The following is a 19381-nucleotide window of genomic DNA, read 5'->3' as shown; positions in this document are numbered from 1 at the left end:
CTAAATGAGTAATTTCAAAAAAATACTACCTTTTTTATATCCGTATAAAAAATATGCTTACTTAAACATCTTTTTTAATGTTTTGTATGCCTTGTTTGGAACACTTTCGTTTGTTTCTTTAATGCCTATGATGGATGTATTATTCGGGCAATCCAAGAAAACTTATATTATTCCGGTTTACAAAGGAATTTGGGGATTAAAAAAATATTTATCAGATTATCTAAGTTATTATTTAACTTCAATAACAGATACCAACGGCATTGGATATACATTATCAATATTGGTAACCGGAATCATTACAATCTTTTTGTTAAAAAACATCTCTGATTATCTTGCTATGTTTTTTATTACCTATTTAAGAAATGGTATCCTAAGAGACATACGAAATGCGATGTATAAAAAAACATTAGAATTACCATTAGCATTTTTCTCAGAAAAAAGAAAAGGTGATGTAATTTCAAGAATTTCTGCAGATGTAAATGAGGTACAATCATCCTTTTTAGCCATTCTTGAACTTATTGTAAAAGAACCGCTAACTATCATTTTTACTATAGTTGCCATGTTCACAATAAGTGTAAAACTGACCATTTTTGTATTTGTTTTTATTCCAATTTCAGGATACATAATCTCTTTAATTGGAAAACAATTAAAAAGAAAATCCACCAAAGCACAACAAGAACAAGGTACCTTTCTATCCACTATAGAGGAAACGCTTGGAGGACTAAAAGTAGTAAAAGGGTATAACTCTGAAAATTACTTTAATCGTGTATTCCAAAATTCAACTGATCGCTTTTTTAAATTATCAAACAGTATTGGAAATCGCCAAAACCTGGCTTCTCCCGCGAGCGAATTTATGGGCATTATGGTTATCGCCATTTTGCTTTGGTATGGAGGACAAATGGTTTTGATTGAACACACTTTAAAAGGTGCTGAATTTATTACCTATATGGGATTAGCGTATAACATCCTTACACCTGCAAAATCAATATCTAAAGCCTCTTACGCTGTAAAAAGAGGAAATGCTGCTGCTGAACGTGTTTTAGAAATTCTGGACCAGGAAAACCCAATTACATCTAAACCGAAAGCTTTTGAAAAAGAAACCTTTGACAATGATATAAACATTGAGCATATTAACTTTAAATATGAAAATGAAACGGTTTTAAAAGACTTTTCACTTCAGATTAAAAAAGGTCAAACTATTGCTCTTGTGGGACAATCCGGAAGTGGAAAAAGTACAATTGCAAATTTACTGACACGCTTTTATGATGTAACTGACGGAACAATTTGTATTGATGGGGTGAATATAAAAGAAATGAATCTACAATCTCTTCGAAGCCTGATGGGATTGGTAACTCAGGACAGTATTTTATTTAATGACACCATTAAGGCTAATATTGCACTAGGAAAATTAGATGCAACAGATGATGAAATTATTGATGCCCTTAAAATCGCGAATGCATATGAATTTGTAAAAGAACTACCTTTAGGGATTTACACAAACATTGGTGATAGTGGAAATAAATTATCCGGAGGCCAAAAACAACGCTTATCGATTGCTCGTGCAGTACTTAAAAATCCTCCAATTATGATTTTGGACGAAGCAACATCAGCATTAGATACCGAAAGTGAAAAATTTGTTCAGGTTGCCCTTGAGAACATGATGCAAAACAGAACTTCGATTGTGATTGCACACCGTCTTTCTACAATACAAAAAGCTGATGTAATTGTTGTGATGCAAAAAGGAAAAATCGTAGAACAAGGAACTCACGACGAATTAATTTCTCACAACGGAACTTATAATAAGCTTGTAACTATGCAGTCATTCGAATCATAAGATTCCACTTGTTCTAACAGCAAACATTTACACAGATTAAGGAAATATTAAAACTGAGTTTAATTTTCTTTAATCTGTGTTTATTTTTATAACTTTAGTTTAGTTAAAGAATAAGTTATTTAATTCTCTTCAAAATGTATCTTAACAATCCAAACATAAAACTGCCGGAAGACCCTGATACTGTTGTTTGGAAATATCTAGATTTATCTAAATTTCTTGATTTACTGCTTTCAAACAAACTATTCATGTCCAGATCTGACAAGTTTGAAGATCAGTATGAAGGTACTTTCAGCGAACCTACTTTTGAAGAAATTAAAAAATTGGCTATTGACAATCCGGAGTTTTTAAATTACTACAAAACACATAGGGAAAAAGTCGCTGTCAGCAGCTGGCATATCAACGAGTATGAATCGTTTGCGATGTGGCAAATATTTACCCAAAACAGCGAAGGTCTGGCTATTCAGTCTACAATTGGGAGGTTGCAAAAAGCAGTTAACCCTGAGAAAAATTTTGATCAATATATTGGTGAAGTAAATTACATTGATTACAAAAAAGAATACATACCCTTTGATGATTCATTTTTTCCTTTTTTATTCAAACGAAAAAGCTTTCAGTACGAGCGAGAGGTCCGAATCATTACAGACACTTCTCAAAGTAATTTAAAATTGAATGAAGGATTAAAAATTAACGTTGACATCAATGAGTTAATTGAAAAGATCTACATTCATCCCAAATCAGAAAACTGGTACAAAAAACTCGTCATTGAATTGGTAGAACGTTTAGGTTTTGGATTAGAAATAGAAAAATCAGATTTAGAAAGTGATATTTTAATTTAAATTTTTTCTCCGCAGACAAAAAAATTGATACCCAAATAACACTAAACGCATTAAAAAAAAAAAATTAAATAGGCTTATAACTTACAGCCTCCCATTTTTTAGAAGTCAAATCAATATAATAATAATGCAAAACATCATTTTTATCAAACTGTCCATTTTGATTAGTATCTTCAATTGTTCTAAAATACAAACGCTTTTTGGATTCAATTAAACTCCAGTCAACCAACTCCTGCATGTCTGTTGAAACTTTAGTGAAATTTTCTCCGCTAATATCACTTAAGTAAAGAGTCTTAATATCTCCAGTATCAATTTTCCCGTCTTTATTCGTATCTGAATCTGTCAAAGTATAAACCATAATTTGACTAAGGTTTTTATCTGCAAGTGCCTTTAAATAAGTCGCTGTTAAAATTAAAACCGGCTTATCAGATAATGGTCGGATAGAATCTGAATCTATTTTTTGAAATTTCAAATTTTGCAGATAACCTGTGATTTCAAATTCGCCTAAATTAGAAATTGTAAAACTTACATCATTTACACTCGATGATCCGTAACGTACCTTAGTTCCTTTTTCAAAGACTCTTAAATCTCCAACAGGATGAATCAAATAATCTGTACCTTCCATTTGGATAGGCAAATCAGCTATTTCAATTTGAGTTGAATCTGTTTTAGTTAAAGCACTTGTTTTATTTGATGTATCATAAGTCACTTTTGGTTTTTGAGCTTCTTCTTTACAGCTCGCTAAAGATCCAATAATTACTAAGGCTATATATTTAAAATATTTTTTCATCTGCATCAATTATATTCGATTATCAAATATAGCGTTTTTGGTGATAATATTTGTTTTTATTGAATTTTACTAACGCAAAAATGTTGATAAATACAATTCCTAAATAGGCTAAAAATATCATCCAGTTTTTTTTATAGAGGGATAACAACCGTTTTCTTTCTGCTTCTTTGGCTTGGCTTAACCAAAAATCTTTATTCGCTTCACCATTTCCACAAATAATATGATCAAACGGTTTTAAATTAGTTGATTTTGGCGGTCTTGCACTTGAAAAGGCATAAATATCATCTTTATACAAAGACCAATTCATTACTTTTTCTTCAATCATAATATTTTGAACACTGATAAAAAGATCATAATCAGTTTTTGATCCGAAATGGATTTTTGCACCATTAATGGTATAGTATTCTTTTACTAAATTCCGAAGAAAGAACCTTAATTTTTTCAATTCTTTAAACTCTTGGAATTTTTTCTTTTCAAAATAAAAAGTCTTGTAATTCCTTTTAATCCTTCCTAGTTGTTCTTTATTAATTGAATCATTAACGTAAAAAAAGGCAATACAACTTTGAACCTTAAAAGCATCCGTTTTATAAAAATGGTAAAAACAAAACAAAGGAATCAAAACCAAGGAAATCATTCCTGGAACATATAAAATTCGTTTTCTTTTTATCCGTTCTTTCATTATAACCTGGCATTCAGTTTTATATTAAAAACTCTCGAAGTCATATAATTTGGAATTGCATACTGATTTTTTGAATAAGCATCTCTAACCCAGGTATTGGTAATGGCATTTTGATTATTAAAAATATTAAATATTTCCACTCCCAAAGACAATTCCTTAAAGTTTTTCAGCCAGCCAGACTTTGGTGCACTACTCTGATCAATAAAAACCTTAGCAAAACCAACATCTGCCCTTCTGTAATCATTCAATCTGTTTTGGTACAGATAAGGATCAGAATAAGAAGGCGAACCTCCTGGTAAACCGGTATTATAAACTAAATTCAGGTACAATTTTATACTTGGAATATTGGGCATATAATCCTGAAATAACATTGCAAATTTCAATCTTTGGTCAGTTGGTCTGGCTATAAATCCTTTATTATCATAATTTTCTTCCGTTTTAAGATAACCGAAACTTATCCATGATTCAGTTCCCGGAACAAATTCACCATTTAACCTAAAATCCAGTCCCTGAGCATAAGCTTTGGCATTATTATCAGCAACATAGCGAATTCGTACATTATCAATTGAATACACATTGACATCTGAAAGTGATTTATAATACAATTCCGTAACCCATTTAAAAGGGCGGTTCCACATTTTAAAATTATAATCGTTACTTAAAACAAAATGTATCGATTGTTGTGCTTTCACATCCGGATTAACTTCTCCTTCAGCATCACGAAGTTCCCTGTAAAATGGCGGCTGATAATATAGTCCTCCTGAAATCCTAAAAATCATGTCCCTATTCCAATCTGGTTTTAAAGCAAATTGTACACGTGGACTAAAGACTGTTTGATTTTTTCCATCAACAGTTGCTCCTGAAACTTGCCAGCTTTGAAAACGTGCCCCAATAGTATACCAAAATTGATTAGAACCCAACTCTGTTTTATTATTCCATTGTGCATAACCGGAAAACCTGTTTATATCATTGAAATTGGTCGCACGGATATTTTGATACGGCAAAAGAGGTCCGGTATAAGGTTCATATGGCTGATTATTTTTCGGCAGATTTAAAATACGTGGATTTAATGAAAATCCTGCAGAATCAATCATCTCCCACTCTACAATTCTGTCCCGTATCGATTCTCTTGTATATTTTAAACCAAATTCCAGCTGACTGTCATTCCATTCTTTAAACCCTTTAATTTCAACATTTGCTATCAAAGCATCCAAATCGTTTCTGGCATGATTAAGCTGGGTACCAATTCCTCTGGTAAAATCGACATCATCAGGATTTATGTTTCCATTATCATCAACATTTCCCAATCGGTATTGTGCCAAAATATCAAAATGCTCCTTCTCTATTGTATGAAACAAGGATCCTATCAATTTTAAAGTAAAAGTTGGCGAAGCTTTATAAGTTGTTTTTAATGCTCCAAAATAAGTATCATATTGATCTTTTTCCTGACCCTCATAAAAAACAGCAAGTGCCATAGGCTGATCGATAGTTCCAAATTTTGTTTCGCGGGTTAAAGGCTGGTATAAATATTTATTTTGCGAAATATTTCCCAGAAAACTCAATTGCCATTTTTGAGAAACATCATAGTTAATATTGGTTTGAATATCTGCAAATGTTGGCGTATAATTTGTCTGTGTATCCTGACTGTTTACCAGCAGACTATTATTACGATAACGGACTCCGGTTACTGCAGACCATTTTTTGTTTCTAGAAACAGCATCAACAGAAATGCTTCCACCAAGAAAACTGGCCTCCAAAGAAGCTCCAAATTGTGTAGGTTTTCTGTAACTGATATCTAATACTGAAGAAAGTTTATCTCCATACTTTGCCTGAAACCCTCCGGCAGAAAAATCTATGTTCTGTACCAAATCGGTATTGGTAAAACTTAATCCTTCCTGTTGTCCGGAACGAATTAAAAATGGGCGATACACTTCAATTTCATTTACATAAACCAGATTTTCATCATAATTTCCTCCACGAACTGCATATTGAGTACTTAATTCGTTGTTTGAATTTACTCCTGGCAATGTTTTTAGTATATTTTCTATTCCGGCATTCGCTCCGGGTACTTTTTTTATGGTAGCCTGATCAATAACTGTAATACCCTGGACACGTTTTTTATTTTTTGAAGTAACAAAAACTTCCCCCATCTGTTCTTCTGAATTGTTCATCACAGGATTAAAAACGAAAGTTTCGTAAGGTTTCAGGTTGACTGTTAATGTCATCATTTTTAAGGAAATGTGCGTAAAAACCAAAACCACCTTTTTGTTTGAGGGTACAAAAATCTGAAAATAACCTTTTGCATCAGATTTTGCCGCTTTGTCTCCTGTCGTAACATTTACATCTGCAACCGGATGATTTTCACTATCTAAAATAACTCCCTTAACGCGAGCACTTTGAGCAGATGAAGCATAACCAATCCATAAAAAAAGAAAAACAATTATTAATTTAAAATTATTCAAACGCTTAGATTTTATTTTTGTTGACTTCTAAAAAAATGAGTTTCAAAGATAGCAGAATTCCCCACATTATCAACTACTTCAATTTTTAAATCATTCGCACCTTCAGCAACTATAGCATCATCAAATGTGTGGGTTATTTTTCTCGTTTTATTATCATATTCAAACAAAACCCAGTTCCCATTCAAATAACCATTATAGAACCTAATTCCGGATAAGGCATCACCAATTGTAAACTGAACATTTTTAACACCGGTAATCCATTTATCCTGAATCACTTTAGTGATTTTTATAACAGGAGCAATAGTATCTAAAACCAAACCATATTGCCCTAAAGTTTTTGATTTGATAGTAAAGACATCATTTTTTCTGGTGGTAGCATTATAACTTTTACTATTACCACTAAATCTTGCAATAAAAAGTTTATCACGCAAGGTTTCAGAATAAGTACTGTCTTTTATCGTAACCGTAAAATTTGAATGCACTGGAACAACATCTTCATGAATGTAAATCCGATTGTTTTTTACATCAAAATTTAAATTAAAATCTTCATAAAAGGTACCTGCAGGAAAAAAAACAGACATATTCTCTTTCTCAAAATTCGAATCTTTATTGTATCGAACAAAATACTTTGATGTCAATGGTTCTGCGTTAATGATTGGTGCTTCCGAATCATATTCAACCGGAACAGTAATCGAATTCAAATTTCCAAAATAATCAGAAACTTCAATTCTGTAAGTCGAAGCTAAATTAGGTTCAACAGGAACTATTCCGTTGAGCGAATCTCCTTTTATAATACTTAGAGCATAAGGGCTTTTCATAAATAGCTTTTGCACACGCTGACCCGTTTTTTTATATCTTGGATAATCAATAAACGCATTTATAAAACGCATTTCATCAAAAGAATAGGTATTGAACTGGTAATTATAATTTTGATTTCCATTTAAAAAAGTACTCACATTAAAAACACCATTTCTATTGTTGGAAACATCATCAAAATCGACAGCATTAATTCCGAAACCTATCTTTCCGTTAGCTTTCACTTTACCAGCCAGATAAGTTCCGTCTTTTTGGAGGGAAAGATTCAATAACAGAGGCTGTTTCGACTGGTTTACCGTTGTATTATCCATCGGATAAACAAATAAACTGGAAATCGTCGGTTTTTTAGTATCCTTTAAATATTGATCAAATCCAAAAAAAATAGGATTTATAACAAATTCTGTTTTCGTGTCACGAAATTCAAAATGCAAATGCGGACCTTCTGAAGAGCCTGTGTTTCCTGAGAGCGCAATTATCTGCCCCTTTGTAACAGGAAGGTCTTCCGGCTTTGGAAACATTTCAATTTCAAAAGATTTTTCGCTATAATGCGTTTTATGAATATATTCCTGAATTGGTCCAACAGCTGTTTGCAAATGTCCGTAAACAGTAGTATAGCCGTTTGGATGTGTGATATAAATACATTTTCCGTTTCCAAAAGTTGAGATTTTTATTCTGGAAACATAACCATCAGCAACAGCATAAACATTAAGTCCTTCCCTTTGATTGGTTTTTAAATCGAATCCGGCATGAAAATGATTGGGTCTCAACTCACCAAAATTCCCGGAAAGCTGCATCGGAATATCTAATGGTGTACGAAAATAATCCTTTGGATACTGGTTCTGGCTAAAAATAAAATTACAAACAAATAAAAAAAACAAATAAAATCTCATAGGTAACATTTTTGCTAAGATAAAAAATTAAGGAGCTAAAACCGAAAGATTAAACAGCAAAAACACAATTAACTGAATTTCATTAATTTGTCTATTTTTAATGTAAAAAAATCGATAAAAAATTGCATTAATAAAAAGGAATATTAACTTTGTAGGATTAAGTAATGAAAAGGATTTATAATGAGTGTAATTGCTGAAATAATTGATACTCTTGAATATAAAGTCGAAAAGCTTTTTGCAAAATCAAAAACTTTAGAGAAGAACAATCAGGATTTACGATTAGAACTAAACAAAGCTGTGCAAATTATCCAGAAACAATCTGAAGAAATTGAAGCTTTGAATAAGCAATATGAAACACTTAAGATAGCCAATTCGTTGCTCGGCAGCGACAACAACAAGAGAGAGACAAAGCTTAAAATAAATTCATTAATTCGCGAAATTGATTACTGTATTGCACAACTATCAGATTAGTAAATATGGACGGAAAGCTTAAAATTAAAATATCAGTTGCAGACAGAATTTACCCGTTAACGGTTGAGCCTGCTCAGGAAGAAGGACTTAGAAGTGCTTCTAAAAAAATTGATGCTATGATTAAGCAGTTCGAAGAAAATTACGCAGTTCGCGACAAACAAGATGTATTGGCTATGTGTGCCCTGCAATTTGCATCACAAGTAGAACAAAAACAAATTGACAATACTATTGATGGCGAAGAAACTATCAAAAGAATTAAAAGATTAAATTCGCTTTTAGATCAATATCTCGAAAATTAAACGTTCTTTACACGAAACTAAGATACTGCCTACATTAGTTCACAATTGGTAAACTCAACACTAACAATTTAGAATGAGCAAATCGTCGCTACTATAGTATGCCATGCTTCGGCTTGGAAACTTGAACAGTGAGTTAGCTCAAAACTTGTCTTTACGAGTTTATTCAAGCAATTAATGTAGGCTTTTTTATATATAAATTTTAACAAACATGGACATCATAACGATCATTATTTCAGGTATTGTTGGCATTGCAGCTGGTTTTGCGATAGCTAAAATTATCGAAAAAAGCAATATTTCTAACTTAATCAAAAACGCTAAAAAAGAAGCTGCATCTATTTTAAAAGACGCTAATTTAGAAGCTGAAAATATTAAAAAAGATAAAATTCTTCAGGCAAAAGAAAAATTTATCGAATTAAAAGCAGAACACGAGCAGGTAATTTTATCCAGAGACAAAAAAGTAGCTGAAGTTGAAAAAAGAGTTCGTGATAAAGAATCGCAGGTTTCAAATGAATTATCAAAAGCTAAAAAAGTAAATGATGATTTTGAAGCTAAAACAGCAGAATATAATAACAAAATTGAACTTCTCGACAAAAAACAAACTGAAGTTGATAAACTACACAAAAGTCAGCTACAGCAATTGGAAGTAATTTCGGGGCTTTCTGCCGAAGAAGCAAAAGAGCAATTAGTAGAAGGCCTGAAAGCTGAAGCTAAAAGCAAAGCAATGTCTCACATTCAGGATACAATTGAAGAGGCAAAACTTACTGCTCAGCAAGAAGCTAAAAAAATCATCATCAATACTATCCAAAGAGTTGGAACAGAGGAGGCTGTTGAAAACTGTGTTTCTGTTTTCAACATTGAATCCGATGATGTAAAAGGTAGAATTATCGGTCGTGAAGGGCGCAATATTAGAGCTCTTGAAGCTGCAACCGGCGTTGAAATCATTGTTGATGACACACCTGAAGCTATTATTCTTTCATGTTTTGATCCGGTACGTAGAGAAATTGCCCGTTTGTCATTACACAAATTAGTTACTGACGGACGTATTCACCCAGCCAGAATCGAAGAAGTTGTTGCTAAAACTGCAAAACAAATCGACGACGAAATTATTGAAGTTGGAAAACGTACTGTTATCGACTTAGGAATTCACGGTTTACACCCTGAATTGATTAAAGTTGTCGGAAGAATGAAATACCGCTCTTCTTACGGACAAAACTTACTGCAACACTCCAGAGAAGTTTCTAAACTTTGTGGTATCATGGCAGCTGAACTGGGTCTGAATGTTAAATTAGCTAAAAGAGCAGGTTTACTTCATGATATTGGTAAAGTTCCAGATACTGAAAGCGATTTACCACACGCCTTATTAGGTATGCAATGGGCAGAGAAATACGGTGAAAAAGAAGAGGTTTGCAACGCTATTGGAGCTCACCACGACGAAATCGAAATGAAATCATTACTTTCCCCAATTATTCAGGTTTGTGATGCTATTTCCGGTGCGAGACCAGGCGCAAGACGTCAGGTTTTAGATTCATACATTCAACGTCTTAAAGATCTGGAAGAAGTAGCTTACGGATTCAGCGGTGTTAAAAATGCTTATGCAATTCAAGCCGGTAGAGAACTTCGTGTAATTGTAGAAAGCGAAAAAGTATCTGATGAAAATGCAGCTAATTTATCTTTCGAAATTTCACAGAAAATTCAAACAGAAATGACATATCCTGGTCAGGTAAAAGTAACTGTTATTCGTGAAACCCGAGCAGTAAACATTGCTAAATAAATTCACAAAACATATTCAAAATAAAAAAAAACTTCTCATCGCTGAGAAGTTTTTTTTTATTTCTGATTTAGCCTTAAATCACAACTCATCATTAAAAACAATTTTAAACACAGTTCCCACTCCAACCTCACTTTCAACAAAGACTTTTCCGTTCATGGCTTCTATTTGATTTTTGGTAATATGCAAGCCTATACCCCTGGCATCTTTATGTTTATGGAAAGTTCTATACATTCCAAACAACAAGTCACCATATGCATCTAAATCAATCCCCAGACCATTATCTTTTATTTTTAGAACTTTATGCCCCTCTTTTTCTATAGTATAATCGAAAATAATCATTGGACTCCTGTCTGGATGGGCATATCTGATCGCATTGGTTACAAAATTTAAAAGCACACTTTCAAGATAGGCCGGATTAAAAGTTATCGTTACGTATTCGGGTACGTTGTTTATAATATTTGCATTTGTTTCGGAATTAAAATTCTTAATAGTTGAAATTGTTTTATTGATGTATTCTACCAAATTCAATGGTTTGATAATTATACTCATATTGCTCTGAATCTGAACAATTTGATTCAAGTTCAAAATAGTATCATTCAAATCATTAGAAACTGTTCTAAGATGTATTAACATCTCTTTTATCGTTTCTTTTTTCTCATCAATATCAATAAAATCCAATATAGATTTAATATTACCGGCCTGTGTACTTAAATTATGCGAAACAATGTGTGAAAAATTTAGCAATCGACTATTTTGATCACTATATAATTTCATCGTTTTTATAAGCTCCAACTCTTTTTCTTTTTGCACAGATATATCAGTATGGGTCCCTATAACACGCAAAGGCTTTCCTTGTTCATCTCGTTCAATTACTTTTCCTCTGTCTAATATCCATTTATAATTTCCGCTTGAGGTCATTACGCGATGATAATTTTCGTAATAAGGAATCTTATTCTCAAAGTGATCCTGAATATCCGAATAATATTTCGGTAAATCATCAGGATGCACAATCTGATCCCAACGTTCAGGATCATCAAGTACATCTGCCGATTCAAGCTCTAAAATCTTCAAAGACAAAGAGGAATAAAACACTTTATTAGTAAGCATATTCCAATCCCAAACACCGGTTGTAGAAGCTTCTAAAGCAAATTGAAACCGTTCTTCAGAAATACGCAGTTTCAATTCTTTATCTTTTAACTCTGTAATATCCGAAAGATGCCCAAAAAAACTCACCTTGCCATCTGAAGACAATTCGGATTTAGATGAGATTTTAAACCATCTTAAGCCTTTTTCAGGCAATATTCCCCGAAATTCAACTTCCCATCTGGAAACTTGCTTTCTAGCTTTTACAAATGACTGAAAAAACAAATCACGATCTGAGGGATGGATTCTTTCAGAAATAGCAAATTTGATATTATTTAAAAAATCACTCGTACTTAATTCAAATATTTCTTCAATTGATTTACTAAATAATGGAAATGAATAATTATTATCAACATCGATAATAAACTGAAAAATCAAATCAGGAATTTCAGCAAACAATTTTTTATAAAAATCATTAACATTATTACAATCTGTATTTTCATCTAAATCAAAAACCATAGTTACTTGTGTAAGTTTAAATTAATTTAAATTTGAGGCTACAACTTTCCGCAAAAAAGAAACCTTAATATTTCAAAATATTCCTTTTTAAAAAAGTCACTAATAATAACTAATTTTTCTTTAAAAAATTATCTTCGGGGATGAAAAGCATGCATTACATCTTTTAAGAAACTTCTGTCTAAATGAACATAAATCTCAGTTGTTGTTATTGATTCATGTCCGAGCATGAGCTGAATAGATCTTAAATCGGCACCGTTTTCTAATAAATGTGTCGCAAAAGAATGTCTAAAAGTATGCGGACTGATATTTTTGTTTAGGCCGATTTTTACAGCTAAGTCTTTAATGATGGTAAAAATCATCGCACGTGTAAGCTGATTTCCTCTACGATTCAAAAACAAAGTATCTTCATTTCCTTTTTTTATTTTCAAATTTACCCGAACTTCTTTTTGATAAATGTTAATATATTTTTGGGTTAAATTACCAATAGGAACAAAACGTTCCTTATTTCCTTTTCCGCTAATTTTTATAAATCCTTCTTCAAAAAAGAGGTCTGAAATTTTTAAGGTCACCAATTCCGAAACACGAAGTCCGCAACCATACAACGTTTCCAACATCGCTCTGTTTCTTTCCCCTTCGTTCGAACTTAAATCTATAGCTGCAATCAGATTATCTATTTCCTGAACTGACAACGTATCCGGCAATTTACGCCCTGTTTTGGGAGCTTCTATTAATTCCAGCGGGTTATCTGTTCTGTAATCTTCAAAAACCAAATAATTAAAAAAACTTTTTAAGCCTGAAATAATTCGGGCCTGAGATCTCGGATTAACTTCTCTTGAAACTGAATAAATAAATTGTTGAACCGTTTCATCTGAGATTTTTATTGGAGACACTTCTATTTGATTGGATTCTAAAAAAAGACATAAGCGTTCAATATCGAAACCATAATTTTCGATTGTATTTTTTGACAAACCCCTTTCTATTCGCAAATACGACTGATAATCTTTAATATAGGTATTCCATTTCATCTTTACAAAGTAAACACATTTTTGAGCATAAAAAAACCTTCCGGTTAGGGAAGGTTTTCATATAAGTTTAAATACAAATTAGAATTTGTAAAGAAGACCAAAGTTGATTGAACTTAAATCAGCACCTAAACCAAAAGAATTAGTTTTTTCTGCTCCGTCTCCACCATTATCATTTGTAGTGTAACCTAATCCAGCCCATGTAGCTTCGATTGCAAAGTTACTAGATACGAAATAGCTTAAACCTAAACCTAAGTTAGCACCAATTTCATTTGCTTTAAAATCATCTAATTTGTCATCTATTGAGCTGTAATCAACACCTAGTTCTCCAAATAAAGAGAAGTCTGAAGCTGGAGTAAAGTAATATCTACCAAAAGCTCCAACAGTTAATGATGCTAAATCCTGAGTATCTCCACCAGCGTCTTCAGCTTTCAAAGAACCAAAACCTAATTTTCCACCAATTGCAATGTTTTCAGTCACAAAGAAACCAACTTTTGGCTCAATTGTAAAACCTGTAGCTTTCTCATCACCAGTTTTTTCTGAAGCAATACTAACAGATCCAGAAATAAAAATATCTCCTTTAGAGAATCCTTTTCCTGTAGATTCTTGTGCATTTGCAAATCCAAATGCTAAAACAGCAACCATTGATAAAACAATTTTTTTCATTTTTTTTTAAAATTAAAATTAATTAATGGCGCAAATCTATGTTATAAAAACTCAATAAACCAAATTAAATTGTAAAATAATTATTATATTTTGTTATAAATAATCTTGTTAAAAGAATCAAAATGTTATTTTTCAAATAATTAGCTATTTAAAAATCACTAAAATTAGTGATATAAAAAAAGAGACTAAATTGTGAGTAATTTTCGTTCAATTAGTAAAAAAAACATTTTTTTTCTCACAATTTTTCTAAAATGGAAATTATGAAACCCAAAAAACAATAAATATAAAAATACTGAGTTTTCATTTGTGTTATTTTGTATTAATCAAAACTTAAAATTAATAGTATGAAAAAGATAATTTTAGCGATAACATTTATGATCGCATCATCAGCTTCAATTCAGGCACAATTATTAAAAATTGGGGTAAAAGCAGGGGTAAACTTTGCAAATCAAACCGGAGATGCAACTTTTGAAGGTGAGGACTTTAATAAAGAAGGCATCACAAGCTACCATGCAGGACTTGTTGCAGAAATTAAATTACTGGATAGATTTGCTGTACAGCCTGAGCTTTTATACTCTACACAAGGTGCAAGCTATAAAAATGCAGTAACTGAATTTAAAAATGAACTAGGTTATCTATCAATTCCGGTCATGGCAAAAATTTATCTGACTGATTCATTCAGTCTGGAAGTAGGTCCACAAGCTTCCTTTTTATTAAGTGAAAAAAATGATTTTGACGTTGAAGATGCTGAAACATTTGAATTTGGAGTTAATGCAGGTTTAGGATTTAAAATCACAAAGAATCTTTTCATTCAGGGTCGTTATGGTTTAGGATTAACAGAAGCTTCAAAAAATGCTGATGTTAAAAACTCAACAGTACAATTATCTGCCGGATTCTTGTTCTAAAAAAATATAACATAGTTTATAGAAACCGTTCTGTTTAATTAGAACGGTTTTTTTATTTTTACCACATTAAATAATAATTGTAAAACCGACCACATTGTCAATTAAATTCAATTAAAATAGTGTTGTTAATTGAACTGACAGCATTGACAGTTTTTATAATTTTAAACAAAACTCAAATATGAAAATTGCTATAATAAACGGACCCAACCTGAATCTATTAGGAAAAAGAGAGCCTGAAGTTTACGGGAGCCAGACTTTTGAAGATTATTTTGAAACCCTTCAACAGAAATTCCCTGATATTGAACTTTCCTATTATCAAAGTAATATTGAGGGAGAACTAATTGGCAAAATTCAGGAATACGGGTTTACATACGACGGAATTATTTTAAATGCAGGTGCTTACACTCACACTTCAATTGGTCTGGGCGATGCAATAAAAGCAGTAACAACTCCTGTTATTGAAGTTCATATTTCAAATACCTATGCACGTGAAAGCTTCAGACACCAGTCGTATTTGTCCGGAAATGCAAAAGGTGTTATTTTAGGATTTGGATTAAAAAGCTACGAATTGGCTATTCAGTCATTTTTATAGCGCATTATTTAACAAATTATTAATAAGTACAGATTCAACTTGTTTTATTTTTGTAAGAGAACCCACTTACATGAAAAACTATATTTTACTCGCCTTTTTATTTTTTTCAATTTCAACTTTTGCCCAAATAAAAGGCACCATAACAGATGAAAAAGGAAGTCCTCTGGCTTTTGTATCTGTTTTTGAAGAAAATACATATTCCGGTACAACCTCCAATGAACTTGGACAGTATCAGTTGAATGTAAAAGAACCAGGCAAAAACAAAATCGTTTTTCAGTACATGGGTTATAAAACTCAAAAAATAGCTATTTCTTCAGATTCAAAAGCTGCCGTACTTGATGTTAAAATGTCGGAAGAAAGTTTTGCATTAAATGAAGTTATAATCGATCCAAAAAACAATCCTGCAACTGCAATTATTAAAAATGCCATTGCAAACAGAAAAGAAAATTCTGAAAAAACAGCCCGTTTTAATGCTGACTTTTATTCAAAAGGAATTTTAAAAGTTAAAGATCTGCCTAAAAAAATACTAGGGCAAAAAATAGACCTTGGCGCTGATTTGTCTTCTAATCTGGATTCAACCGGTACCGGAATTCTATATTTATCAGAAACCATTTCTAAAATTACTTTTCAAAAGCCTGACAAATTAAAAGAAACAATTGTTGCTTCTAAAATCTCCGGAAACAACAACGGCTTCAGTTATAATACTGCTGCATTATCGACCTACGATTTTTATGACAACACATTAGAATTTGATGTTAACCTTATCTCTCCTATTGCCGGAAATGCTTTGAGCTATTATACCTATAAACTGGAGGGAAGTTTTTATGACGATAACAAACAGCAGATTTATAAAATAAAAGTAATTCCAAAGCGGGATAAAGAACCTGTTTTTGAAGGTTACATTTACATTGTCGATGATAGTTTTGCAATTTATGCAGTTGATTTTGATATAAAAGGCTACAGGGCGAAAAATGAATTTACTGAAGTAATGAATTTAAAACAGACTTTCAGTTATAATTCACAAAATAAAATATGGTCAAAAAACGCACAGACACTTTCTTTTAATGCAGGTGCTTTTGGAATAAAATTTTCAGGTCAGTTTAATTATGTTTACTCTAATTATGAATTTCCGTCTTCTTTTGCTAAGAAGACATTTGGAAACGAAATAGTTGCTTTTGACCTGAATGCTAATAAAAAAGACAATTCGTTCTGGAATGAAATTCGTCCGATTCCTTTAACACTTGAAGAAAGTACTGATTATATCAAAAAAGACAGCCTTCAGACCATTAGAAAATCCCAAAAATATACAGATTCAGTTGATGCCAAAAACAACAAATTTAAAGTTTGGGATATCCTGAAGGGCTATGATTACAAAAACACGTTCAAAAAGTATTCTTTTAAATATGAAGGTTTACTAAACCTGACTTCTTTAAGTTTCAATACAGTACAGGGCTTTAATTTAGATTCTGGTTTTTCATTTAAAAAATGGAATGAAGAAAACGGCAAAAGCACTTCAATAAATACAATTTTCAATTATGGATTTTCTGATGAACGTCTTCGCATTATTGGCGAATTCACACATCGGTTTAACACGGTAAATTATGCTGCAATTTCGGCTTCGGGAGGAACAAAAACGGCACAATTTAATGGCACTGACCCCATAAAGAAAATTGTCAATTCTGTAAGCTCTTTATTTTTTAAAGACAATTATATGAAATTGTATAATTTGGAATTTGCTCAGCTTAACTATACTCAGGATATTGCAAACGGAATCAATCTAAATGGTAAAATAGCCTATGAACAAAGAAAATCACTTTTTAACACAACAGATTATTCTTTTTTTAGTAAAAATGATGTTTATTCATCAAACAACCCTCTCGCGCCGGAAAATTTCACATCTTCTTTTGATCAGCACCATTTATTCAAAACTAACCTTACAGCCAGGATTAACTTTGGAAATAAATATATCTCAAGACCTGACGGAAGATATAACTTTAAAAACGATAAATATCCAACCATTTTTCTTGTACTGGAGAAAGCCTTTGCAGCAAGCGAGAAAAAATATGAATTCGAAAGAATCGGTGCTTCTATTCAGTATGATTTATCACTGGGAAACAAAGGGATTCTGGGGATGAATTTCAGAGCCGGAAAATTCTTTAATGCTAAAAATATTTCTTTTATCGATTACAGGCATTTTAACGGAAACCAGACTCATATTGGCACAACAGATCGTTATCTGAATGTTTTCAACTTAATGCCCTACTACTCAAACAGTACAAATGACCGCTATCTTGAAATACATTTAGAACACAATGACATGGGATTTTTAACTAATAAAATCCCGCTGATCAATCTTTTAAAATCAACTATGAATATTGGCTTTCATTCATTGGCACTTCCGGACAGAAATCCTTATTCTGAGTTCACAGTTGGTTTAGATAATTTAGGTTTTGGTAAATTTAAATTGTTCCGGGTTGATTATGTTCATTCGTACCAAAGCGGAATCCAGCAGAACGGAGTTATTTTTGGTTTGAAGATTCTGAATGTTTTAGATTAATTTTTTAATAGATTCTTTATTGGCGTTACCTCCGGCCGGGCTGTCCGCTGTATCTTTTTATTTTTAAAGAAAAAATAAAAAGGATGCCGCTCCCATCCCTAACGCATCAACCCTAAATTCATATTTACGATATTAACAGAAAAAATCGCTTAATTTACCAGATAAATTTGCCCTGACAATTTAAACAGATTAAATTATTTTAGAATTTGACAACATAAGCTTCAATTCCGCGTAGTAAGGAATTTTACTTTATTTACAGCAACAAGAATTTATAAGAGATTTTACAACTTAAAGCTTAGCCTTACGAAACCTCTCTAATTATAATCATCTGGCTCTACATGAATCAAAACATGACCAAGTTCCGGAATCTCTCCTCTTAAGGTATCTTTTAATTTATGTGCCAAATCATGTCCCTCTTTTACAGAAATTTTAGCTGATACAATAGCATGAAGATCTACGTGGTAACGCATTCCGGCTTTGCGGATAAAACATTTCTCGGTTCCTAAAATACCCTGAACTGTTAATGCTTTTATGCGAATTTCTTCTACAAGATCATCATTAAGATTTTCATCCATGATTTCACCAAGGGCAGGCCTGAAAATTTTATAACTGTTGTATAAGATAAAAAAAGAAGCGAAAAGTGCTGCCCAATCATCTGCAGATTCATATCCTTTTCCCATAAACAGTGCAATGGAAATTCCAACAAAAGCTGCTACTGAAGTAATGGCGTCACTGCGATGATGCCAGGCATCTGCAGCTAAAGAAGAACTATTGGTTTGTTTGCTGCGTTTTATTACTAATCTAAAAGAATATTCTTTCCAGACAATAATTGCACCTAAAACATACAAAGTCCAGGATTTTGGAAGATTATGCGGATTCTGAATATTGGATATACTTTCATACCCGATGATCGTTGCCGAAGTAATTAAAAACCCAACTACCAAAAAAGTAATTAAAGGTTCTGCACGACCGTGACCGTAAGGATGATTTTCATCAGCCGGTTTGTTCGAATATTTGATTCCGAACAAGACCAAAAAGGACGAAAATATATCAGTAGTTGATTCGATCGCATCTGCAATCAGGGCATAAGAATTGCCAAAAAAACCCGCTAAGCCTTTTATAACGGCTAAGCAGGTGTTTCCAGCTATACTAAAATAAGTAGCTTTTATAGCTTTTTGTTCATTTGTCATTG

Annotated in this window: 16 protein-coding genes; 8 read left to right on the top strand and 8 right to left on the bottom strand. The window is 32.3% G+C overall.

Annotated features, from left to right (window positions below):
• The first annotated feature begins 4 nt into the window (after positions 1–4).
• Both FLACHUCJ7_RS12570 and FLACHUCJ7_RS12565 read left to right on the top strand, forming a co-directional pair.
• Positions 5–1834 carry an ABC transporter ATP-binding protein gene (locus FLACHUCJ7_RS12570; protein WP_180909128.1) on the top strand — a complete coding sequence of 610 codons (1830 nt, stop codon included), beginning with the start codon at positions 5–7 and terminating at the stop codon, positions 1832–1834.
• A gap of 134 nt (positions 1835–1968) precedes the next feature.
• Complete coding sequence (locus FLACHUCJ7_RS12565; protein ID WP_180909127.1) at positions 1969–2670, top strand: DUF2971 domain-containing protein; 702 nt, start codon at positions 1969–1971, stop codon at positions 2668–2670.
• 64 nt (positions 2671–2734) lie between these two features.
• Here FLACHUCJ7_RS12565 and FLACHUCJ7_RS12560 read toward each other — a convergent pair whose 3' ends face one another.
• The 4 genes from FLACHUCJ7_RS12560 to FLACHUCJ7_RS12545 form a co-directional block, all read right to left on the bottom strand.
• Positions 2735–3457, bottom strand: a complete 723-nt coding sequence (locus FLACHUCJ7_RS12560; protein ID WP_078227884.1) for a CREC-EF hand family protein — start codon at positions 3455–3457, stop codon at positions 2735–2737.
• A 22-nt stretch (positions 3458–3479) separates the two neighbouring features.
• Positions 3480–3782, bottom strand: a complete 303-nt coding sequence (locus FLACHUCJ7_RS25345; protein ID WP_230408818.1) for a hypothetical protein — start codon at positions 3780–3782, stop codon at positions 3480–3482.
• A 353-nt stretch (positions 3783–4135) separates the two neighbouring features.
• Entirely contained in the window at positions 4136–6598 is a 2463-nt protein-coding gene (locus FLACHUCJ7_RS12550) for a TonB-dependent receptor (protein WP_180909126.1), read from the bottom strand.
• Positions 6599–6609: 11 nt separating this feature from the next.
• Complete coding sequence (locus tag FLACHUCJ7_RS12545; RefSeq protein WP_180909125.1) at positions 6610–8304, bottom strand: M23 family metallopeptidase; 1695 nt, start codon at positions 8302–8304, stop codon at positions 6610–6612.
• A 180-nt stretch (positions 8305–8484) separates the two neighbouring features.
• Here FLACHUCJ7_RS12545 and FLACHUCJ7_RS12540 point away from each other — a divergent pair, with 180 nt between their 5' ends.
• The 3 genes from FLACHUCJ7_RS12540 (at position 8485) to rny (ending at position 10845) form a co-directional block, all read left to right on the top strand.
• Positions 8485–8775, top strand: a complete 291-nt coding sequence (locus tag FLACHUCJ7_RS12540; protein ID WP_031456978.1) for a hypothetical protein — start codon at positions 8485–8487, stop codon at positions 8773–8775.
• Between the two features lie 5 nt (positions 8776–8780).
• Complete coding sequence (locus tag FLACHUCJ7_RS12535; protein WP_031456979.1) at positions 8781–9074, top strand: cell division protein ZapA; 294 nt, start codon at positions 8781–8783, stop codon at positions 9072–9074.
• 208 nt (positions 9075–9282) lie between these two features.
• Positions 9283–10845, top strand: coding sequence for a ribonuclease Y (gene rny, locus FLACHUCJ7_RS12530; RefSeq protein WP_031456980.1), 1563 nt, complete (start codon positions 9283–9285; stop codon positions 10843–10845).
• A gap of 78 nt (positions 10846–10923) precedes the next feature.
• On the opposite strand, the gene FLACHUCJ7_RS12525 is transcribed toward rny, so the two are convergent.
• The 3 genes from FLACHUCJ7_RS12525 to FLACHUCJ7_RS12515 all read right to left on the bottom strand — a co-directional run bounded on the left by FLACHUCJ7_RS12525 (position 10924) and on the right by FLACHUCJ7_RS12515 (position 14135).
• Positions 10924–12447 (bottom strand): sensor histidine kinase, encoded by a 1524-nt coding sequence (locus FLACHUCJ7_RS12525; protein ID WP_180909124.1) that lies wholly within the window; start codon positions 12445–12447, stop codon positions 10924–10926.
• A gap of 128 nt (positions 12448–12575) precedes the next feature.
• Complete coding sequence (gene xerD, locus FLACHUCJ7_RS12520) at positions 12576–13472, bottom strand: site-specific tyrosine recombinase XerD (RefSeq protein WP_180909123.1); 897 nt, start codon at positions 13470–13472, stop codon at positions 12576–12578.
• Positions 13473–13550: 78 nt separating this feature from the next.
• Positions 13551–14135, bottom strand: a complete 585-nt coding sequence (locus FLACHUCJ7_RS12515) for an outer membrane beta-barrel protein (protein ID WP_180909122.1) — start codon at positions 14133–14135, stop codon at positions 13551–13553.
• Positions 14136–14479: 344 nt separating this feature from the next.
• Here FLACHUCJ7_RS12515 and FLACHUCJ7_RS12510 point away from each other — a divergent pair, with 344 nt between their 5' ends.
• From FLACHUCJ7_RS12510 to FLACHUCJ7_RS12500, 3 genes are all read left to right on the top strand, one after another.
• Positions 14480–15040, top strand: coding sequence for a porin family protein (locus FLACHUCJ7_RS12510; RefSeq protein ID WP_180909121.1), 561 nt, complete (start codon positions 14480–14482; stop codon positions 15038–15040).
• A 178-nt stretch (positions 15041–15218) separates the two neighbouring features.
• A complete protein-coding gene (gene aroQ / locus FLACHUCJ7_RS12505) occupies positions 15219–15632 on the top strand; it encodes a type II 3-dehydroquinate dehydratase (RefSeq protein WP_180909120.1) in 414 nt (137 codons plus the stop codon).
• Positions 15633–15702: 70 nt separating this feature from the next.
• Positions 15703–18189: a DUF5686 and carboxypeptidase regulatory-like domain-containing protein gene (locus FLACHUCJ7_RS12500; protein ID WP_180909119.1), complete on the top strand. Its 2487-nt coding sequence runs from the start codon at positions 15703–15705 to the stop codon at positions 18187–18189.
• Between the two features lie 314 nt (positions 18190–18503).
• Here the strand turns inward: FLACHUCJ7_RS12500 and FLACHUCJ7_RS12495 are convergent, their stop codons facing one another.
• The gene (locus FLACHUCJ7_RS12495) at positions 18504–19379 is read right to left on the bottom strand and encodes a cation diffusion facilitator family transporter (protein WP_078225908.1); all 876 of its coding nucleotides are present in this window, start codon (positions 19377–19379) and stop codon (positions 18504–18506) included.
• Between the last annotated feature and the right edge of the window lie 2 nt (positions 19380–19381).

Origin of the sequence: Flavobacterium salmonis (assembly GCF_903819435.1) — a bacterium.
Taxonomy (GTDB): domain Bacteria; phylum Bacteroidota; class Bacteroidia; order Flavobacteriales; family Flavobacteriaceae; genus Flavobacterium; species Flavobacterium chungangense.
This window is presented reverse-complemented; position numbering and strand designations above follow the sequence as displayed.